Source organism: Bradyrhizobium sp. MI1.4 (assembly GCF_055811315.1).
The window spans coordinates 1-18602 of the sequence record NZ_JBVVPP010000053.1; the positions used below are offsets into that span (position 1 = coordinate 1).

Annotated in this window: 15 protein-coding genes; 7 read left to right on the top strand and 8 right to left on the bottom strand. The window is 62.7% G+C overall.

Annotated features, from left to right (window positions below; translation table 11 throughout):
• Positions 1–495: 495 nt before the first annotated feature.
• The 3 genes from AC0L23_RS33245 to AC0L23_RS33255 all read left to right on the top strand — a co-directional run bounded on the left by AC0L23_RS33245 (position 496) and on the right by AC0L23_RS33255 (position 1649).
• The gene (locus tag AC0L23_RS33245; protein ID WP_240543923.1) at positions 496–741 is read left to right on the top strand and encodes an HAD family hydrolase; all 246 of its coding nucleotides are present in this window, start codon (positions 496–498) and stop codon (positions 739–741) included.
• A 222-nt stretch (positions 742–963) separates the two neighbouring features.
• On the top strand, positions 964–1293 hold the full coding sequence (locus AC0L23_RS33250; protein ID WP_085348731.1) for a hypothetical protein: 330 nt from the start codon (positions 964–966) through the stop codon (positions 1291–1293).
• Between the two features lie 149 nt (positions 1294–1442).
• Positions 1443–1649, top strand: coding sequence for a hypothetical protein (locus AC0L23_RS33255; RefSeq protein ID WP_240543922.1), 207 nt, complete (start codon positions 1443–1445; stop codon positions 1647–1649).
• Positions 1650–1918: 269 nt separating this feature from the next.
• On the opposite strand, the gene AC0L23_RS33260 is transcribed toward AC0L23_RS33255, so the two are convergent.
• Together AC0L23_RS33260 and AC0L23_RS33265 are read right to left on the bottom strand one after the other, a co-directional pair.
• Positions 1919–2554, bottom strand: a complete 636-nt coding sequence (locus tag AC0L23_RS33260) for an SGNH/GDSL hydrolase family protein (protein WP_085348730.1) — start codon at positions 2552–2554, stop codon at positions 1919–1921.
• A gap of 1041 nt (positions 2555–3595) precedes the next feature.
• A complete protein-coding gene (locus tag AC0L23_RS33265) occupies positions 3596–4819 on the bottom strand; it encodes a phenylacetate--CoA ligase family protein (RefSeq protein WP_143274505.1) in 1224 nt (407 codons plus the stop codon).
• Between the two features lie 80 nt (positions 4820–4899).
• Between AC0L23_RS33265 and AC0L23_RS33270 the strand changes: the two genes are divergently transcribed.
• Complete coding sequence (locus AC0L23_RS33270; RefSeq protein WP_473357935.1) at positions 4900–6051, top strand: AGE family epimerase/isomerase; 1152 nt, start codon at positions 4900–4902, stop codon at positions 6049–6051.
• Positions 6052–6111: 60 nt separating this feature from the next.
• On the opposite strand, the gene AC0L23_RS33275 is transcribed toward AC0L23_RS33270, so the two are convergent.
• The 6 genes from AC0L23_RS33275 to AC0L23_RS33300 all read right to left on the bottom strand — a co-directional run bounded on the left by AC0L23_RS33275 (position 6112) and on the right by AC0L23_RS33300 (position 13405).
• Positions 6112–6951 carry an ABC transporter ATP-binding protein gene (locus tag AC0L23_RS33275; protein ID WP_085348729.1) on the bottom strand — a complete coding sequence of 280 codons (840 nt, stop codon included), beginning with the start codon at positions 6949–6951 and terminating at the stop codon, positions 6112–6114.
• Between the two features lie 183 nt (positions 6952–7134).
• Complete coding sequence (locus AC0L23_RS33280) at positions 7135–8418, bottom strand: ABC transporter substrate-binding protein (RefSeq protein ID WP_473357936.1); 1284 nt, start codon at positions 8416–8418, stop codon at positions 7135–7137.
• A 46-nt stretch (positions 8419–8464) separates the two neighbouring features.
• Positions 8465–9538: a branched-chain amino acid ABC transporter permease gene (locus AC0L23_RS33285; RefSeq protein WP_247456768.1), complete on the bottom strand. Its 1074-nt coding sequence runs from the start codon at positions 9536–9538 to the stop codon at positions 8465–8467.
• A 3-nt stretch (positions 9539–9541) separates the two neighbouring features.
• Positions 9542–10435, bottom strand: a complete 894-nt coding sequence (locus AC0L23_RS33290; RefSeq protein ID WP_247392420.1) for a branched-chain amino acid ABC transporter permease — start codon at positions 10433–10435, stop codon at positions 9542–9544.
• Positions 10436–10655: 220 nt separating this feature from the next.
• Positions 10656–12587: an AMP-binding protein gene (locus AC0L23_RS33295; RefSeq protein WP_473334089.1), complete on the bottom strand. Its 1932-nt coding sequence runs from the start codon at positions 12585–12587 to the stop codon at positions 10656–10658.
• Positions 12584–13405 (bottom strand): ABC transporter ATP-binding protein, encoded by an 822-nt coding sequence (locus AC0L23_RS33300; RefSeq protein ID WP_007601963.1) that lies wholly within the window; start codon positions 13403–13405, stop codon positions 12584–12586. The genes AC0L23_RS33295 and AC0L23_RS33300 overlap by 4 nt, the downstream gene beginning before the upstream one ends.
• Positions 13406–13738: 333 nt before the next feature.
• Here AC0L23_RS33300 and AC0L23_RS33305 point away from each other — a divergent pair, with 333 nt between their 5' ends.
• From AC0L23_RS33305 to AC0L23_RS33315, 3 genes are all read left to right on the top strand, one after another.
• Positions 13739–14416, top strand: a complete 678-nt coding sequence (locus tag AC0L23_RS33305; protein WP_026233339.1) for a Crp/Fnr family transcriptional regulator — start codon at positions 13739–13741, stop codon at positions 14414–14416.
• A gap of 144 nt (positions 14417–14560) precedes the next feature.
• On the top strand, positions 14561–17884 hold the full coding sequence (locus tag AC0L23_RS33310; RefSeq protein ID WP_473357937.1) for an adenylate/guanylate cyclase domain-containing protein: 3324 nt from the start codon (positions 14561–14563) through the stop codon (positions 17882–17884).
• A gap of 21 nt (positions 17885–17905) precedes the next feature.
• Positions 17906–18586 carry a redoxin domain-containing protein gene (locus tag AC0L23_RS33315; protein WP_473357938.1) on the top strand — a complete coding sequence of 227 codons (681 nt, stop codon included), beginning with the start codon at positions 17906–17908 and terminating at the stop codon, positions 18584–18586.
• Positions 18587–18602: the final 16 nt, after the last annotated feature.

An 18602-nucleotide genomic window follows, 5' to 3' on the forward strand; every position in this document is an offset into this window, starting at 1 on the left:
AGCCAGCATTACCCGCCTGATCCGAGCACGACCGCGGCGATCATGGCCGAGATCGCCTGCCGCATCGCCGGGGATCATAGCGGTCTTACGGCCGACGACATCGAACTTACTATCTGCATTCATGGACCGGGAACAGCGTCGTCGTCTGGGACACCGCCATGCGGTTCTGGTGCCGTTTGTGGTTCGGGAGCAGCCAGAGGTCCGGCCACCAGATCTGGGCATCCAAATCGGCTCTCACCGGCAATCCCGACCAAGGATCCTGCCATCGTCGAGGAAGCGGCCGAAGTCGTCCCAGCGCCTGAGCATCTAGTTCATGGGCTTCAGGACCTCGGAGGAGCGCGAGAGGGTTTCTCGCTCCGGCAGTATTTTTTGATCGTGATGGCGTCCTCAATGAAGACGACGGCTATGCTTTTGATCCCGACAAGATCCGGTGGGTAGAAGGAGCCAAGGAGGCCGTCAAAGCAGTCCAATGACGCCGGGTATCTTGCGTTTGTCGTGACCAACCAATCAGGAATTGCGAGGGCATTTTACGAGGAGCGGCATGTCCGCAATCTGCACGAATGGATGTCGCGTGAACTTGCTATCGTTGGTGCGCGTATCCATGCGTTCGAATTCTGCCCACATCACCCCAATGGCCTGATCGAGCGTTACCGTATCGGCATGGCTTATCTCGTTGGGACGAACCCGCTGGTTCTGGCTTCGATGCAGACCTTGCGGAAGAGTTCAAAGGTACGGACATAAAAGTCGCACTTCAAGATCTGGCTCAAGCTAGGGGTCGCCAGGATCGCCTGCGAGCTCTTAGGTTCGTTCTGATGGCGGTGATTGAGGGCGCGGAACCAAAACAAATGAGATGTTGCCTGCAAAGCGCGGAGACGTATGCTCTCGACGGGACGAATAAGCTGGGCATAAGCAACTGACAGATAGAGCCTTCTTGGAAGTAGCCGTTTTCGGTCGAGGGAAGAGATGAAACGAGCGGTTGCCATTGTGATGATGCTACTCTTGCCCACGTCGCTGAACGCCGGATCAACGATCTTGGGCGCTGGCTCGCAATCTTGTACCGCCTGGCTGAATAGAAAGAAGAATTTAGTCGTAAAGGCAGCCTTTGAATCCTGGGTCGTGGGCTTCGTCAGCGGGCTAAACGTGAGTGCCGAGAGGGACATCGTCGGCGGCGGCGATTTCTCCGCGATTGTTGCTTGGATGGACCGGCGCTGCAAATCTTATTCTTCAGATCAAATTGGAGTCGCAGCTCTGGATCTGGCGATGGAATTAGCCGGCAACGCGGCGAAGCGCTGATCGGTGGACCCGCCGGTTGACCCTGTGGCCCCAACAGTCCTTAGATGCGCGAACCTCCTAAGAGGCGGCTAGCCAATTTTGCTGCTAAGCGTGGAGTCCGCGCAGTTCATGATAGGATTTCGGATACGCCCTGTCTCGCGGAGACACACGTGGAAATCAAGCTACCCGAGACAGACCTCAAGTCAGTGCAAAGCTTCGGTAGCATTGAGCTCAAAGACGAAGGCGGCGGACACGTCGGCCAATATTTTTTCGGCAAGGGTCAGGGCCGGACGGTTTTCCTATTCGGCAAGTACAAAGGCACGTTCAAGACCCACGCTGAGTGTCAAGGCTTTCATAGATGGCGTGACCGCTGTTGATGACAACCGCAGGTCCCGCAGTGAGGCGACTAGTTGATGTGAGTTGAGGGATCAGAAGCTTGCTGTCAGCTCTTCCGCCCCAAGCGGACGTCGCGCTGGTTAACTAACAGGCCTAGGCTTACGCAACGTCAGAATTTGCAGCTTCTTGACCGCTGCCCACCACGGTTTTTACTCTCCGTCTCCGGCCAAAATACTGATTTGGAAGTTAGATCGACCAGTTGCTTCCGTCGCGTGAGCGTCTGCCGGGGAGTTTCCTGACAATGGAGGACCTAATTACAGCTAAGAGCCTTCTTTATCCCAGCGGTCATCGCCGAAACCCATAAATGGCGGGCGTCCTTCCTAGGGTGCATGCCGTCAACAGTGTCAAATTGTGCGATGGCGCCAAGGTCAATCAGCGTCGACTGCTTGGCTGAGGCGGTTTCTCGAATTGTTTTGTCAACCATCGACATCATGGCAACGTTTATCTTCGCGGCACTACCGACAGGAGCGAGAGTGGCAAGCGCTAGCGGTGCACCCGGTAGATTTTCAATGAGCAGTTCGTATGCGGCAGCGAAGTCAGTCCGATAGGGGTCTTGGGCGTCATTGATCCCGAGTGCGATGACGATCAAGTCGGGCCTCAGGCCAAGTGCTCGCGCGTCCTCTGCAAACGATATGAACGTCGAGGCTCTCGCTCCTCCTATGCCGGCGTTGAAGACGTGGCGGCCACAGATTTCTGCAGGGAGAAAGGCCCCAGCGGTCAAGCTGTCGCCAATGACCAAAACTGAAGGATCACCTGACGATTGAGCCAATAGCGCAAGCGATGACGGGTCCCGTTCCCACGGCTTAGGTCGAGAGCTCTTTTTGGTGAAATAGAATGTAGCCGCGTTGCTTACAACGAGCAGGACAACCAGCAGTAGCCGATGCATATGCCGATTTACCACCACAACCCCGAACAGAGTCAACTCATGTGACGAAAGCTAAGGAGCGCGCTGGCGTGGGTCTTTGGCCTCTTGGTTATATACCCGGTATCGACGCCCGTTGGTGTTTGGGTCGCTGTTGTCACTGGATGAGAATATGATGCCATAGCCATGGTTCAATGAATCTATCTCTCTGTAGTAATACCGGCCACCGCCGAAAACGCCGACATCTTCCTCCGAGGCATCAGCCGGACCCAATCGTAACCCGTCCTCATAGACGGCAATACTTGGTCCGAAGTTTACTCCGGTTGCATACGAATGACCACGACCTGAGTGACGCGCGGATGGCGCGGAGAGAATGATAGGATTGTAAGGATTGCGTGCCAAGAAATAAGCTGCGGCTAAAGGTGAAGAGCTCAGTAAAACGACCAGCACGGAAAGAATTCTATTTCTCACGTTCTAACTAGCCCCCAGCACAGCGCTGGGAACCTAACACCGGAACTCCAGGTTCATCAATGGTAGACCTCAACGGCCCGTTGGCGGCGATCGCGCGCCACAACCGCGTTCACATCCAATCGCGCTATCGCGCAGTGGACGGGCATGCCGGACATCGCGTGTCACCGCAGTCAGCCACTAGAGGGACTTTTTGCAAGGCACGAGGTCTGAGTAGGCGCGCGCCGAGACGCCCGAAAGGGGATGGATTTTTGAACAAATCAGTGTTGGAGCGTCCCTGGGCCTTAGAACCTGGACCCTGAGAAGGCGATACCGCTTGGGCGGATCGACCTGTGCGACGAGCCTTGGCGGGCGTTTAGCGCGATGGCTGCACCCTGGCGGGTGCGCTGTGTGGCTTATCACGGCCGGGTAGCGTAGCAATGCCGAGGGCGCCAAGCCTGCGGCTGAATCCAGGGGAAACCCCAAAGGCTGCGCCGCGAGTTCTCAAGGCTCGTTCTAAGAACCGTCTGTCTCGGCAAGCGGCCCTGCGCAAGTTTCGCCGGAACAGAACTTGTTTTTTGCAAAATATTCGCTGTTTACCCGAAACAAGGTTAAGCTCTACCGCTCGTCGGCGATCACCTTGCCGTCGTTCGGCAGCGCGCCGGGCCTCACCAGTTCAACCTCGCCTCCGAGTTTCGTCACGGCGCGCAAGGTGCCTGCAATCTCCTCGCGCAACGCATCGTTCGCGGCCGCCGTCTCCGCTTTCAGCGTCATTGCATCGGCCTCGCCCTGGCGCGTGACGACGAGGCGTAATCTTCCGAGCGCGGAATGGCGCTTGCCGATCTCGGCGACCTGCTCGGGACGGACGAACATGCCCTTGACCTTGGTGGTCTGGTCGGCGCGGCCCATCCAGCCCTTGATGCGCATGTTGGTGCGCCCGCAGGGGCTGGTCCCCGGCAGTGCCGCGGTGAGGTCGCCGAGAGCGAGCCGGATCCAGGGATGGTGCGGGTCGAGCGAGGTCACGACGATCTCGCCGACGTCGCCGGGCGCCACGGGATCGCCGGTCCCGGGCTTGACGATCTCCATGATCAGATCCTCGTTTACGACCATGCCGTCGCGCGCGCTGGTCTCGAAGGCGATGAGGCCGAGATCGGCGGTGCCGAAGGCCTGGTAGGCGTCGATGCCGCGCGCCTTGATCTCGGCCTGGAGCGAGGGCGGGAAGGCCGCGCCCGAGACCAGCGCGCGCTTGATCGAGGAGACGTCGCGGCCCGAGCTTGCGGCAACATCGAGCAAGATCTTCAGGAAGTCCGGCGTGCCGCTGTAGCCGACGGGACGGTAGGCCTCGATCAGCTCGAATTGCTGCTCGGTATTCCCTGGACCGGCGGGGATCACGGCGCAACCGAGCGCGCGGGCCGACGCATCGAAGATGAAGCCGCCGGGGGTGAGATGGTAGCTGAAGGTGTTGAGCACGATGTCATCGGGCCGGAACCCGGCCGCGAACAGCGCCCGTGCGCCGCGCCAAGGGTCGGCCTGCCTCCCCTCCGCCTCGAAAATCGGGCCGGGGGACGTGTAGAGGCGAGCGAATGAGCCAGGCACGGCCGCCACGAAGCCTCCAAAGGGCTGTGAGGCCTTGTGTAGGGCCGGTAGTTCCGACTTGCGCAGCACCGGCAGGTGCGCCAGCGCCGCTCTGGAGGTTACCGAGCTCGGGTCCAGACCCCTAAGCCGTTCGGCATAGGCCGGGGCGGCCATCGCGGCCCGCAGCACGCCCGGCAGGCGGGAGAACAGCTCGGCCTCGCGCGCGGCGGCCTCGCGCGTCTCAAGGGCATCATAATGGGCGGTCATGACGGGTCTTTCCGGGTTGGTTGCACGCCGCCGCCGGCATGGGTATCACACGGCAATCGTGGCGGCCTGGAGAGCTTGGGGTGACGGACGAACGGATCGTTGCGGCGGAGGGGGCGGCCGACGTGGTCGCGCGCCTCAAGCACCGTATGATCGAGGAGGCGCTGCCGCTGTGGTCGTCTGTCGGCTGGGACCCCGGCGCCGGCGGCTTCGTCGACCGGCTGCACGCGGAGGGTTCCGCGGATGCGGCCGCGCCCCGGCGCGTGTTCGTGCAGGCGCGCCAGATCTGGTGCTTTGCCAAGGCGGCGCAGATGGGCTGGTACCCCGAGGGGCGCGCGGTGGCGCTGAGAGGGCTGGAGCATCTGCTGGCATGCGCGAAAGCGCCCGACGGCCGGCCTGGTTTCGTGCATCGGCTGACGCCGGAGGGCGCGGTGCTGGACGGTCGGCGCGACGCCTATGACCACGCCTTCATCCTGTTTGCGCTCGCGACCGTCTATGCGCTCGACCAGGACGCCCAGGTTCGAGCCGAGATTGACGCGCTGCTGGCCTTCCTCGACGGCCATCTGCGCTCGCCGCATGGCGGCGTGCATGAGAGCCTTCCGGTGTCGCTGCCGCGCCGGCAGAACCCGCACATGCACCTGTTCGAGGCGATGATCGCGTGTTTCGAGGCGACCCATGATTTGTCGTTCCAGAACCGCGCCGGTGAATTCTTCGCGCTGTTCCTGGCCAATCTCTACGACAAGCAGAAACACATCCTGACGGAATATTTCGAGGAGGACTGGTCGAAGATCGAGCCGGTCAGCGTCGAGCCGGGCCACCAGGCGGAATGGGTCTGGCTCCTGAAGGGGTTTGAACGCATCACGGGATGTCCGACCGGGCAGCGGCGCGCCGAGCTGCTGGAAACCGCGCTGCGCTATCGCGACGAGGCCACCGGCTGCCTCGTCGATGAGGGCGACGACACCGGCAACATCCGCCGCGGATCGCGCCGGCTGTGGCCGCAGACCGAGATTGCCAAGGCGTGGATCGCCCAGGCCGAGTCCGGCCAGGCGGGGGCGGCGGAGGAAGCGCGCGCGGCGCTGATGCGGCTCGAACGGCATTATCTCAGCCATCCCGTCAAAGGCGGCTGGTACGATCATTTCGATCGCGACGGAACATCGCTGAGCGACACCATTCCTGCGTCGTCGTTCTATCATGTTCTCTGCGCAGTCACGGAAGCGGAGCAGGTGCTGAGCTGAGAATCTGTTGTTTTGACGCGCTTTCTTCACGCGAGCCGGTTCCTACTTCGCTTGAAAACGCTATAGCCAGCGCTTGCGCCGCTTGAAGCTCTTGAGGTTCTTGAAGCTCTTGCGCTGGTCGCCGGCGCCGCCAAGATAGAATTCCTTGACGTCCTCGTTGTCGCGCAATTCATCCGCGGTGCCGTCGAGCACGACCTTGCCCTGCTCCATGATGTAGCCGTGGCTTGCCACCGACAGCGCGGCGCGTGCGTTCTGCTCGACCAGCAGGATGGTGACGCAGAGGTCGCGGTTGATCTTCTGGATGATCGAGAACACCTCTTTCACGAGCAGGGGTGACAAGCCCATCGACGGCTCGTCCATCAGGATCATCTTCGGGCGGGCCATCAGCGCGCGGCCGATCGCGAGCATCTGCTGCTCGCCGCCGGAGAGATAGCCGGCGAGCCCCGTGCGCTCCTTCAGGCGCGGGAAATAGTTGAAGACCATGTCGAGATCGGCACCGACCTCGCGGTCCCTGCGGGTGAAGGCGCCGAGCTTGAGGTTTTCCAACGAGGTCATGTCGGCGACGATGCGGCGTCCCTCCATCACCTGGAAGATGCCGCGGCGGACGATCTTGTCGGGATCGATGCCGTTGATGCGCTCGCCCTCGAACAGGATCTCGCCGCGCGTGACCTCTCCGTCCTCAGTCTTGAGCAGCCCCGAGATCGCCTTCAGCGTCGTCGACTTGCCGGCACCGTTGGCGCCGAGCAGCGCCACGATCGCCCCCTTGGGCACGTCGAGGCTGAGGCCGCGCAGCACCAGGATGACGTCGTCATAGACGACCTCGATGTTGCGCACGGCGAGGAGAGGCGGCGCGGATACGACGGTCGGGGAGGGGCGCTCGATGTGAGCCGCTTCACTCATGATCAGTTACTCTCTCGATGTCGTCATCTGCCTTGTGCGCAATTGCGCACTGGGGCGGGGTGACTCAGTGTTCCAGAGACGCCGGAGATTCACCGGGAAGTCGCGGCGTACTGGATCCCCCGCTCCAGTGCGCGCTGCGCACAAGGCGGGGGATAACAGTTGTGCGTACGGCGAAAGCTAGGCTCACCAGCCCAGCAATTCCGGCTTGCGCGGCAGCTCGACCGTCTTGACCTTCTCGAGTTTGATCGCGCCCTTGGCCATGAGGTCGTTGAGGTCGCCGTCGGTCGCGCCCGCAATCTTGGTGCGGTAGAGATCGACCTTCAACGTGCCGCGGTGGTCCTTGTCGGTCCAGGTCGAGGGATTGCAGACGCCTTCCATGCCGGCCGGCACCCAGTCCTTCTTCTGGTAGAAGCCCTTGGCGACGTTCTCGCCGGTTGCGCCGCCGTTCTTGGCGGCCCAATCGATCGCCTCCTTCATGTAGAGCGCCGAGCACACCGCCGCGATGTAGTGCACGGGCCGATAGACCTTGCCGGTCGGGTCGGACATCTTCGAGATCTCCATCACGGTCTTCATGCCGGGCGCATCGCCGCCCCAGCTCACAGCGGTGCGCAGCGGGAAGATCACGCCGTCGGCGGCATCGCCGGCGGTCTTGGCGGCGTTCTCGTCCATGCCCCAGACATTGCCCATGAACTGGATGTCGACTCCGGCGGTCTTGCAGGCCTTCATCACCGAGATGTTAGACGCGGCGGTGTTGCCGAGATAGGCGTAGTTGGCGCCCGAGGATTTCAGGCTCAGGCACTGCGCGCTGTAGTCACCCGGCGCGAGCGCGAACACCAGCGGCGGTAGCACCTCGAAACCGAGCTCCTGCGCCATGGCTTCGCCGGCGGCCTTCGGTGCGTTCGGATAGGGGTGGTTGGCCCCCATGTGGACGAATTTCGGCTTGCCGGGTTTGCCCTTGGCCTTCCAGTCCTCGGCCGCCCACATCAGCATGGCGCGGAGCGAGTCCGAATAGCTCGGGCCGTAGAAGAAATTGTACGGCGCGGGCTTGGCCTTGCCGCTGATACCTTCGGGGTCGGTGAGCGCGGCGGCATAGGAGCCGGACATGTCGGGGATCTTGTCTTGTGCGAGGAAGCCGGTCAGCGCCTCGGTGTCCGCGGTGCCCCAGCCCATGATCGCGGCGACCTTGGAGTCGGGCGCCGACCATTTCTTGTAGAGCGCGATCGCGCGCGGCACCTGGTAGCCGTAATCGTTGGTGTCGACATTGAGCTGCTTGCCGCCGACGCCGCCGTTCTTGTTGACCCAGGCGAAGGTGTCGGCGACGGCCTGGCCATAGGGTGTGCCGACGTCGGAGGTGCCGCCGGAATAATCGGCGAGGTGCCCGATCGCGATCTGCGCCTGCGCGCTTGCCGAGAATGCGGCGATCGCCAGCGTCAGCGACGCGGTGCTCAAAAGGGATTTTCTCTTCATGGGTTGCCTCCTCCTGTTTATTTGTTGGTTAGCGAGTTGCCCGCGCTCAATGCGAGAACGGGTAGAGTTTCCAGTACGCCTTGATCTGTCGCCAGCGATGGGCGAGCCCGTCGGGCTCGAACATCAGGAACGCGATGATGATCACCCCGATCGCGATCTCGCGCAGGAAGGTGATGTTGTTGTTGAGCGACAGCGCCTTGTCGATTGCGCCGCCCTTCAGCGCAACGCTGAGGAACTCCATCGTCTCGGGCAGCAGCACCACGAACGCGGTGCCCATCAGCGTGCCCATGATCGAACCGGTGCCGCCGATGATGATCATGGCGAGGAACAGGATGGAACGTTCGATGCCGAAACCCTCTTGCGATACCACGAGCTGGTAGTGCGCATAGAGCGCGCCGGCGATGCCGGCGAAGAACGCGGCAAGGCCAAACGACAGCGTGCGATACTTCGTGAGATTGATGCCCATGATCTCGGCGGAGAGATAATGGTCGCGGATCGCCACCAGCGCACGGCCATCGCGGGTACGCATCAGGTTGGTGACCAGGATGTAGCTCGCCAGCACATAGGCTAGCACAACATAGAAATACTGCCTGTCGCCGCGCAGCGTGTATCCGAAGATCGAGAATGTATTTGCGCTCGCCGGCACCGAGCCGCCGGTGAACCACTCGGCGCGGGAGAAGAAGTCGAGCAGGATGTATTGCGCGGCCAGTGTCGCGATCACTAGGTAGAGCCCCTTCAGGCGCGCCGCCGGGATGCCGAAGATCAGCCCGACCAGCGCCGTGATGATGCCGGCAAGCGGGATCGCGAAGAACACCGGGATCGGCGCGTTGTTTGAGATGTAGGCCGAGGTGAAAGCGCCGAGCAGGAAGAAGGCGGCATGGCCGATCGAGATCTGGCCGGTGAAGCCGACCAGGATGTTCAGCCCCAGCGCCGCGATCGAGAAGATGCCGATCTGGATCAGGATACTGAGCCAGTAACCGCTGAAGAACTGGGGCGCGAAGCACAGCAGCAGCACGCCGACGATCGCAAAATTGCGGCTGGTCGTGGTCGGAAAGATCGTGGTGTCGGCCGCATAGGAGGTGCGGAAGTCACCAGCAGGGATGAGGACAGGGCCGGCCATGGATCAGATCCGCTCGATGTCGTGGGTGCCGAACAGGCCGTAGGGCTTGATCATCAGCACGATGATGAGGACGTAGAACGGCGCGATCTCGTAGAGATTGCCCCAGTGAAGGTATTCGCTGTCGACATATTGCGCGATGTTCTCGAGCAGGCCGATGATGATGCCGCCGAGCACGGCGCCCCCGACGGAATCGAGTCCGCCGAGGATCGCCGCCGGAAACACCTTAATGCCGTAGCCGGCCAACCCGGACGAGACGCCGTTCACCACGGCAACGACGACGCCCGCGACCGCGGAAACCGTCGCTGAGATCGCCCACGCCATCGCGAACACGCTTTTGACGGAAATGCCGAGCGACTGTGCCACCTGCTGGTTGAACGCGGTGGCGCGCATCGCAAGGCCGTACTTTGAGGCGCGGAAGAACCAGGCCATGCCGATCATCATCGCGATCGAGACGACGAGGCTCATGACATAGACGGTCTGGATCTGCAGCCCGAGCAGGCTGACGGACTGGCTCTCGAACACGCGCGGGAACGGCTGCGGATTGACGCCGAACATCCATTTCAGCGTCGCCTGCAGCACGGTGGAGAGGCCGATCGTCACCATGATGACCGAGATGATGGGTTCGCCGATCATCGGTCGCAGGATCAGGACCTGCACCGCGATGCCGAACACGAACATGAACACCAGCGTCATCGGCATGCCGATCCAGAACGGCACCTGGTATTTCGCGAGCAAGGTCCAGCACACCCAGGCGCCGACAAGCAAGAGCTCGCCCTGCGCGAAATTGACGACCTGGCTAGCCTTGTAGATCAGCACAAAGGACATCGCGACCACGCCATAGAGCGTGCCGACCACGAGGCCGTTGACCAGGAGCTGGATGAGGAAGGCGGTGTTCATGAAGTGGTGCTCGCTGACAAATCCGGCGCGCTCTTCCCCTCTCCCCTTGTGGGAGAGGGTGGCTTCGCGAAGCGAAGACGGGTGAGGGGTTGTCTCAGCAGTAAGGGCGGGGAGAGAGGACCCCTCACCCGAGTGGGGTCTTGGCTAATAGCGGAGATGCCCTCTCCCGCAAGGGGAGAGGGCGCATCGACCCGCATCGCGCTCTCGGTTCGAAGTAGGCTCACTCCGCGGCCTCCGCCATGTGCCCGGGTCCGCCCAGGTCCACGACCCTCAGCGTTGTACGTACGCGCTGCGTGCTGCCGTCCTGGAAGCGGATCACGGTGTCCACGGGGATGTCGGCCTGGCCGCGGTAGATCGCGTCGATGATGCCTTCGTACTTTTCGTTGATGACGCTGCGGCGCACTTTCCGCGTGCGGGTGAGTTCGCCGTCGTCGGCGTCGAGCTCCTTGTAGAGCAGCAGGAAACGGGAGATGCGCTGTGCCGGCGGCAGAGTCGCGTTGACGGTCTCGACTTCCTTCTTGAGTAGCGCATAAACCTCGGGCCGCGAGGCCAGGTCGCTGTAGGTCGTAAACGAGAGCCGGTTCTTCTCCGCCCATTTCGAGATGATGGAGTAGCGGATGCAGATCATTGCGGCGAGCGCGTCGCGCCCCGAGCCCAGCACCACGGCTTCGGCGATATAGGGGGAGAACTTCAGCTTGTTCTCGATGAATTGCGGCGAGAAGCGCTCGCCGCGCGAGGTCTCGGCGAGATCCTTGATGCGGTCGATGACCACGAGCTGACGGTTCGCGTTGAAATAGCCGGCGTCACCGGACAGCATCCAGCCGTCCTTGATGTCGGCTACGCTCGCCTCCGGGTTCTTGTAGTAGCCGAGGAACATGTTGGGATGCCGCACTACGATCTCGCCGACGCCGTGGACGTCGGCATTGTCGATGCGGATCTCGACGCTGTCGGCCATCGGCACGCCCGTCGTGTCGGGATCGACCTTGCCCGCGGGATGTAGCGTGTAGGCCCCCAGCAGCTCGGTCTGGCCATAGAGCGTGCGCAGCGGCACGCCCATGGCCTGGAAGAACTTGAAGGTCTCGGGCCCGAGTGCCGCGCCGCCGGTTGCGGCTGAACGCAGGCGGGTGAAGCCGAGGCGGTCGCGCAATGCACGGAACAGGATCGCGTCGGCAAAGCCGGAACGCTCGCCCTGTTCGAGCGCGGCAAGCCCGCTCTTCATGCCGATGTCGAACAGGCGCTGCTTGAACGACGTTGCGTCCATCACCTTGGCGCGGACGTCGGCGGCGATCGATTCCCAAACGCGCGGTGCAAACAGGACAAACGTCGGTGCGATCTCGCGCAGATCGTTCATCATGGTCTCGGGCTCTTCGACGAAGTTGATCTTCATCCGGCACAAGAGGCCTTTGCCGAGTACATAGACCTGTTCCATGATCCAAGGCAGCGGCAGCACCGACACGTATTCGTCGTCCGGCCCTTTCGGGTCGAAAGCGAGATACGTCGCGCAATGGCCGAGCACGCGGCCGGCGGCGAGCATCGCGAGCTTTGGATGCGAGGTGGTGCCTGATGTCGTGCAGAGGATCGCGACGTCCTCGCCCTTGGTCGCGTCCACCAGCCGGTCGTAAAGTTTCGGTTCGCGCGTAGCCCGCGCCCGGCCGAGTTCGGCAAACGTCTCCGCCGACATCAAACGCGGATCGTCGTATTTCCGCATGCCGCGCGGATCGGAATAGATGATGTGCTTCAGCTTTGGGACGCGGTCTGCGAGGGTGAGCAGCTTGTCGACCTGCTCCTCGTCCTCGGCGAAAACGAGCTGCGCCTCGCCATGATTGAGGAGATACGAAGCTTCTTCGTCGAGCACGTCGCGGTAGAGCCCGAGGCTCAAGCCTCCAACCGCATGAGTGGCGATTTCCGCCGCGACCCAGTCCGGCCGGTTGTCGCCGATGATGCCGATGACGTCCTGACGTCCAAGGCCCAGTTCGACGAGGCCGAGCGCGAAGTCGCGCACCCGTGCCTGGTAGTCGTTCCAGGTGAACGGGCGCCACAGCCCGAGATCCTTCTCGCGCAACGCAATCTCGTTGCCATACTCCTTCGCATTCAGCCGAAGCATTTTGGGATAGGTATTGGCCTGCGCGACGCGGCCTGCGTAATCCATCATGCCGCGCTCTCCTGCGCCGGCGGCGCATCGTCAGGGTCGACCAGCACCTCGTCCTCTTCGCCGAGATAGGCGCGCCTGACGTGGGGATCAGCGAGCACAGCGGCCGGATCGCCCTCGGCGATCTTGCGGCCGAAATCCAGCACCATGACGCGGTGGGAGATGTCCATCACCACGCCCATGTCGTGCTCGATCATCACCACGGTCATGCCGAACTCTTCGTTGAGATCGACGATATAGCGGGCCATGTCCTCCTTCTCCTCGAAGTTCATGCCGGCCATCGGCTCGTCGAGGAGAATGAGGCGCGGCTCCAGCGCCATGGCGCGGGCGAGCTCGACGCGCTTGCGCAAGCCGTAGGAGAGAGTGCCGGCCGGCGCCTTTCGCACCGACTGGAGATCGAGGAAATCGATGATTTCTTCCACCTTGCGGCGGTGCTCGAGCTCTTCCTTGCGCGCGCCGGTGAGCCAGTACAGCGAGCCCGTGAGAAAATTGTTCTTCAGGAGGTGATGGCGTCCGACCATGATGTTGTCGAGCACGCTCATGTGGTGGAACAGCGCCAGGTTCTGGAAGGTGCGGCCGATGCCGAGCGACGCGCGCGCGTTGGGCGTCAGGCCGGTGATGTCGCGGCCCTGGTAGAACAACTGGCCTTCGGTCGGCTTGTAGCGGCCGGAAATACAGTTCACGATCGAGGTCTTGCCGGCGCCGTTGGGGCCGATGATCGAGAACAGCTCGCCTTCCCTGATGGCAAAGCCGACATCGGTCAGCGCACGAACGCCGCCGAATCGCAAGGACACGCCGCGCACTTCAAGACTGGTAGCCACCAAACAGATCCCTCCCGGTGATGGCGCTTTCAGTGGCGCTCTTCGTCCGTTCCTGTCGTGCGATCCTAGTACGACCGTGCCGGTGAGGCCATGCAGCAGATGGTCTCGACCGCAGCCGCGCCGCTCTCGTTCCCGTTTGGGATCAAAAGCCGCATCGCCCGAGGTGGTCCTCAATAGGGGAAAGGGCTATTTTGAAATGTCTCCCGCCTGACAATTCTGCGACAAAGTTTTTTAGATGGGGAATCATCCATCTTTCGTCGGATGGTGGTCGAAACGGTCATGCTGCGTTGCAGCAGAGCAGGAGTGACGAACGGTGCGGCTGGCTTCGGGATCATGATTTCAGAGGATCAACTGAAGCGCGTCGCTGCCTGGTCGCGCGAGCTCACGCAAGCGGAGATCGAGGTCGCTCGTACCGGGATCACGGAGCGGTCCTACGGCACTGGCGAGACCGTCTTCATGCGCGGCGATACGTTCGACTATTGGGCCGGCATGGTCTTCGGCCTTGCCCGGATGGGTGGGGTCTCGCGCGACGGCAAGGAGACGAGTCTTGCCGGGCTGACGGCAGGGGCCTGGTTCGGCGAGGGCAGCGTGCTCAAGAACGAGCCGCGCCGCTATGACGTGGTCGCGCTGCGCAACAGCCGCGTCGCGCTGATGGAACGCAGCGCCTTCATGTGGCTGTTCGAGAACAGCGTCGGCTTCAACCGCTTCCTGGTACGCCAGCTCAACGAGCGGCTCGGCCAGTTCATCGGCATGCTCGAGGTCAACCGCACGCTGGATGCCACTGCGCGGCTTGCCCGCAGCATTGCTTCGCTGTTCAATCCGATCCTCTATCCGGAATCCACCGCGCATCTGGAGATCACCCAGGAAGAGATCGGCGCGCTTTCCGGCATGTCCCGCCAGAATGCCAACCGCGCGCTGAACCGGCTGGAGAAGGAGGGGCTGCTGCGGCTGGAGTACGGTGGCGTGACTATTCTGGATATCGAACGGCTAAGGGGGTACGGGGAGGAGTGAAGCCGCGTTCGCGGCCGCAACTGCGAGCGCCGCAACCCACCGCTTGCTCTTCCGGCACGACGCGCCCATCCTTGCCGAGATCCTGGGCCCATCTGGCCGGGTCCAGCAGACTGCGCCATCGCGGCGCCCGCGGGGTCTCGACCCATGAACTGCTCCTGTTGCGGTTCCGAGGTTCAGGGCGGCTTTGCCTTCTGCCCGAAATGCGGCACGAAGCAGCCGAACGCCTGCCCTGGCTGCGGCTATGCGTGCGCACCGGATTTCGCGTACTGCCCGAAATGCGGCGCCCTCGTCAGTGAAGCCTCCAAGTCAGGCGGGCAGGCATCAATGCGGGCCAGCCGCGTGACGGTCCCGTCCAGGGCGTCCTCGCCACCGCTGGCGCCGACGGCCGAAGCTCAATACGGGTTTCGATCGCAGCCGGACAAGATCGACAGCGAAGCCAACCGCCGCACCATTACCGTGCTGTTTGCTGACCTTAGCGGCTTCACCACGATGAGCGAGCGACTCGATCCTGAAGTCATGCAGGCGCTTCAGAACGAATTGTTCGAGGAGCTAACGGCGGCGGTGCAAAGCTTTGGCGGCTTCGTGGACAAATTCATCGGCGACGCGCTGCTTGCGCTATTCGGAGCGCCGGCCGCGCACGAAGACGACCCCGAGCGGGCCGTCCGCGCCGCGCTCGACATGATCGGCCGAACGGCGCAACTCAGCGAACGTGCAAAGGCGTATGCTGGGTCACCGCTCCTGCTTCATGTCGGCATCAACACCGGGCACGTGGTTGCTGGCGGACTGGGTGTTGGAGTTGCCAAATCCTACTCGGTCACGGGCGATACGGTGAATACGGCTCAACGATTGCAGTCGATGGCTTCCACGGGCGAGGTGCTGGTCGGGCCGCTGACCTACCGTCTTACGCGGCATGCATTCTCATATGAATCGCTTGGCGAGGTCTCGCTGAAGGGCAAGATGGGCAGCGTGCTGGTCCATCGCTTGAACGGACCGCTCGACACGCCCCGTGCGGCACGCGGCCTCGATACGCTGGGCCTGAGTGCGCCGGTGATTGGGCGCGACGCCGAGCTCGGCCGTCTAGTCGACAATCTTGATCTCGCGTGTGGCGGCGCGGCGCAGCTGGTGCGGCTGGTCGGTGAAGCCGGCATCGGCAAAACGCGTCTGGTGGACGAATTCGTTGCCCACGCCCGCGATGAGGACCGTTTCGCCGGCGTGGCGATCCGGCGCGCTGTCTGCTCGCCGCTGGGCGAACAGTCCTATGGCACCCTTGCCGCTGTGCTGCGCAGCGCCTACGGCATCGCGCAGAAGACGACCGTGGCGGAGGCCCAGGCCAAGCTGGCGACGGCACTGTCGGAGCTCGGCCTTGCGGTCGAAGAGGCCGATCGCCTGATGCCCCTTTATTTCCACGTTCTCGGCCTCGGCGATCCGGACGCCGCGCTGCAGCACGTCGAGCCCGAGCAGCTTCGGCGGCAGATATTCTTTGCGATTCGTACCGTGTTCGAACGGCGCCTGGTCCTGTCGCCGCTCCTGATCATTGTCGAGGATCTGCACTGGGCCGATGCCGTATCGCTTGAAGCGCTGCGGTTCCTGATGGACCGGCTGGAGCGTACGCGGCTGATGCTGTTGTTTACGCATCGGCCTATGCTGGAACTGGATCAGTTCGGCTCGGGGCGGATCAGCCATACAACCCTTCGATTGCTTCCGCTTGGTGATGCAGACAGACAAAAGCTGCTCGCGGCCTACTTCAGCCACGGTTGGAGTGAACCGCCGGGAAATCTGTTCAGTCGAATCCTGGAGCGCGCGGGCGGCAATCCACTCTTCTTTGAGGAAATCATCCGCGGTCTCATCGAAGCTGGCGCCTTGGAGCGTGACGGCTCACGGTGGCGGATCAAGTCAGATGAAGCCGCCGCCGGTATACCGGCAAGCATTCAGGCCCTGTTACTGGCGCGCCTGGACCGGCTGCCGCATGAGGTGCGCCGCTTGGCCCAGGAGGCCGCGGTGATCGGCCCACGTTTTGATGCGGCTCTTCTCGGTGCGATGGCATCGCAGCGGACGAAGGTGGAAGCGGGACTCGAGCTTCTGTGCGATGCCGAGATTGTCGAGGAGGTCGCGGGCGCGAACTCGATCTCGCTGCGATCTTATCGCTTTACGCAAACCATGCTTCAGGACGTGATCTATCAAAACCTGCTCTTGCAGCGTCGGATCGAGCTCCATGGACGGATTGGTGCCGCGCTGGAGCGGCTCTATGGCAATGAGCCCGAGCGCCTCGAGGACCTCATACTGCTCGGACATCATTTCAGCCTGAGCGCGAGCAAGCCGAAAGGTGCGCGCTATCTGCGCGCGGCCGGCGATCGCGCCCGCGCGACCTACGCCAATGACGATGCCGTCCGCTTCTACCAACAGGCCCTCGCCGTGTTGTTGGCCGGCGGGGAACGGGAGCCCGAACGCCTGATCCTCTGCGAGCGGATCGCGGAGCTGTGTGCCGCGGCCGGCCGGAGGATCACGGCTGAGGAGCACTACCAGAGTGCGCTGGAAGGTCATCGCAATGCGGAGGACCGCATCGGCGAAGCGCGAATTCTCCGCAAGCTTGGCCGATTGTTGTGGGACGCCGGCAAGCGGATCAAGGCAGAGGCGCATTATGCCGAGGCGGCCGAACGGCTGGGAGGGACCGACGCGCCCATCGAGTGGGCGCACCTCCTGCAAGAGCGCGGCCGTCTTTCGTTTCGCACGGGCGATCACGTGGCCGCCGCGAGATGGGCGGACGAGGCGCTTGGCTACGCCCGAAGCGTACCGGCGGACGCCGACAGGCAAGTCGGATTCGAGGCGGCGCGCGCCATTGCAGAGTCGCTCAACACCAAGGGGGTGGCACTGGCGCGGCTTGGCCGACACCAGGAGGCGGTGCGCGAGGTGGAGCAAAGTGTCGCAGCAGCCGAGGCCGCCGGGCTCCTCAACGTGGCCTGCCGCGGCTACACCAATCTCGGTGTGCTCTACACCATTGTCGACCCGGCGAAAGCCGTGGAGGTTTGCCGGCGCGGACTCGATGTCGCGTGTCGGATCGGCGATCTCGGGTTCCAGGCGCGCCTTCTTGCCAATTTTGCCGTTGCCTGTTGCACCTTCACGGACAAATGTACTGAGGAGGGGGTGCCGGCCGCCGAAAAGGCGATCGAAATCGACCGCGCGCTTGATCAGCGCGAACATCTCTCCGTGCCGTTGATCGTGCTCGGGCAAATCCATCAATGCAATTTCCGGCCCGATCTGGCTGCCCGTTGCTACAATGAGGCAATCGAGGTGGCGAGCGAAACCGGCGAGCCGCAGCAGCTGTTTCCATGCTATGATGGTCTTGCGACGCTGAACCTTGATCGAGGCGACATGCCCGAGGCCGAGCGATATTTCGCGCTGGCACAGGACGTCTGCACGCGGCACGGGCTTGATCCCGCAGGGCTGATCGTACTGCCGTTTCTTGACTAGATCATGTGAAGGAGTGCCATCATGTCTGAACGTCACGTCGAGGGACCACTTCAACCGGGCGATCGTGCACCGAACGTCGTGCTGGACGCGATCACACGCGACGGAAAGATCGCGCTCGAAGACTTTCGCGGACAAAGCCCGATATTGGTGGGCCTGTATCGGGGGCTGCATTGCCCGTTCTGCCGCCGCCATATCGCGGCACAGGCGCAACTTGATGCCGCCTTGCACGAGAAAGGCGTCGAAAGTCTCACGGTGGTCAACACGCCGATCGAGCGCGCGCGACTCTATTTCCGTTACCATCCGTTGCCCAACCTGCTCGCTGCGTCCGATCCCGAGCGGCTCTCGCACCGCGCGTTCGGCCTGCCCAATCTCGAGTTCACGGAGAACGAGACCGAGTGGCCGCACAAGGTCGGCATGAACGTGGTCATGAGCATGCAAGTCGACATGCCCGGCGAATTGCCCGGCCCGATGAACCGGCCCGCGGCCGCGGAGTACCTCAATAACAAGGACGGCTATGAGATAACGGAAGCCGATCAGCGCATGGCGGCAACCGGCCAGGGCCAGCTCTTCGGGCAGTTTCTGCTCGACCTCGAGGGGGTTGTGCGCTGGAGCTTTACCGAGGTGCCCGAAGGCGGCCATCGCATGTTTGCCGCGCCGAGCCCGCAGGAGCTGATGTCGGCCGCCTCGCAGATGGCAAGCTAGGCACCGCGTCAGGCGA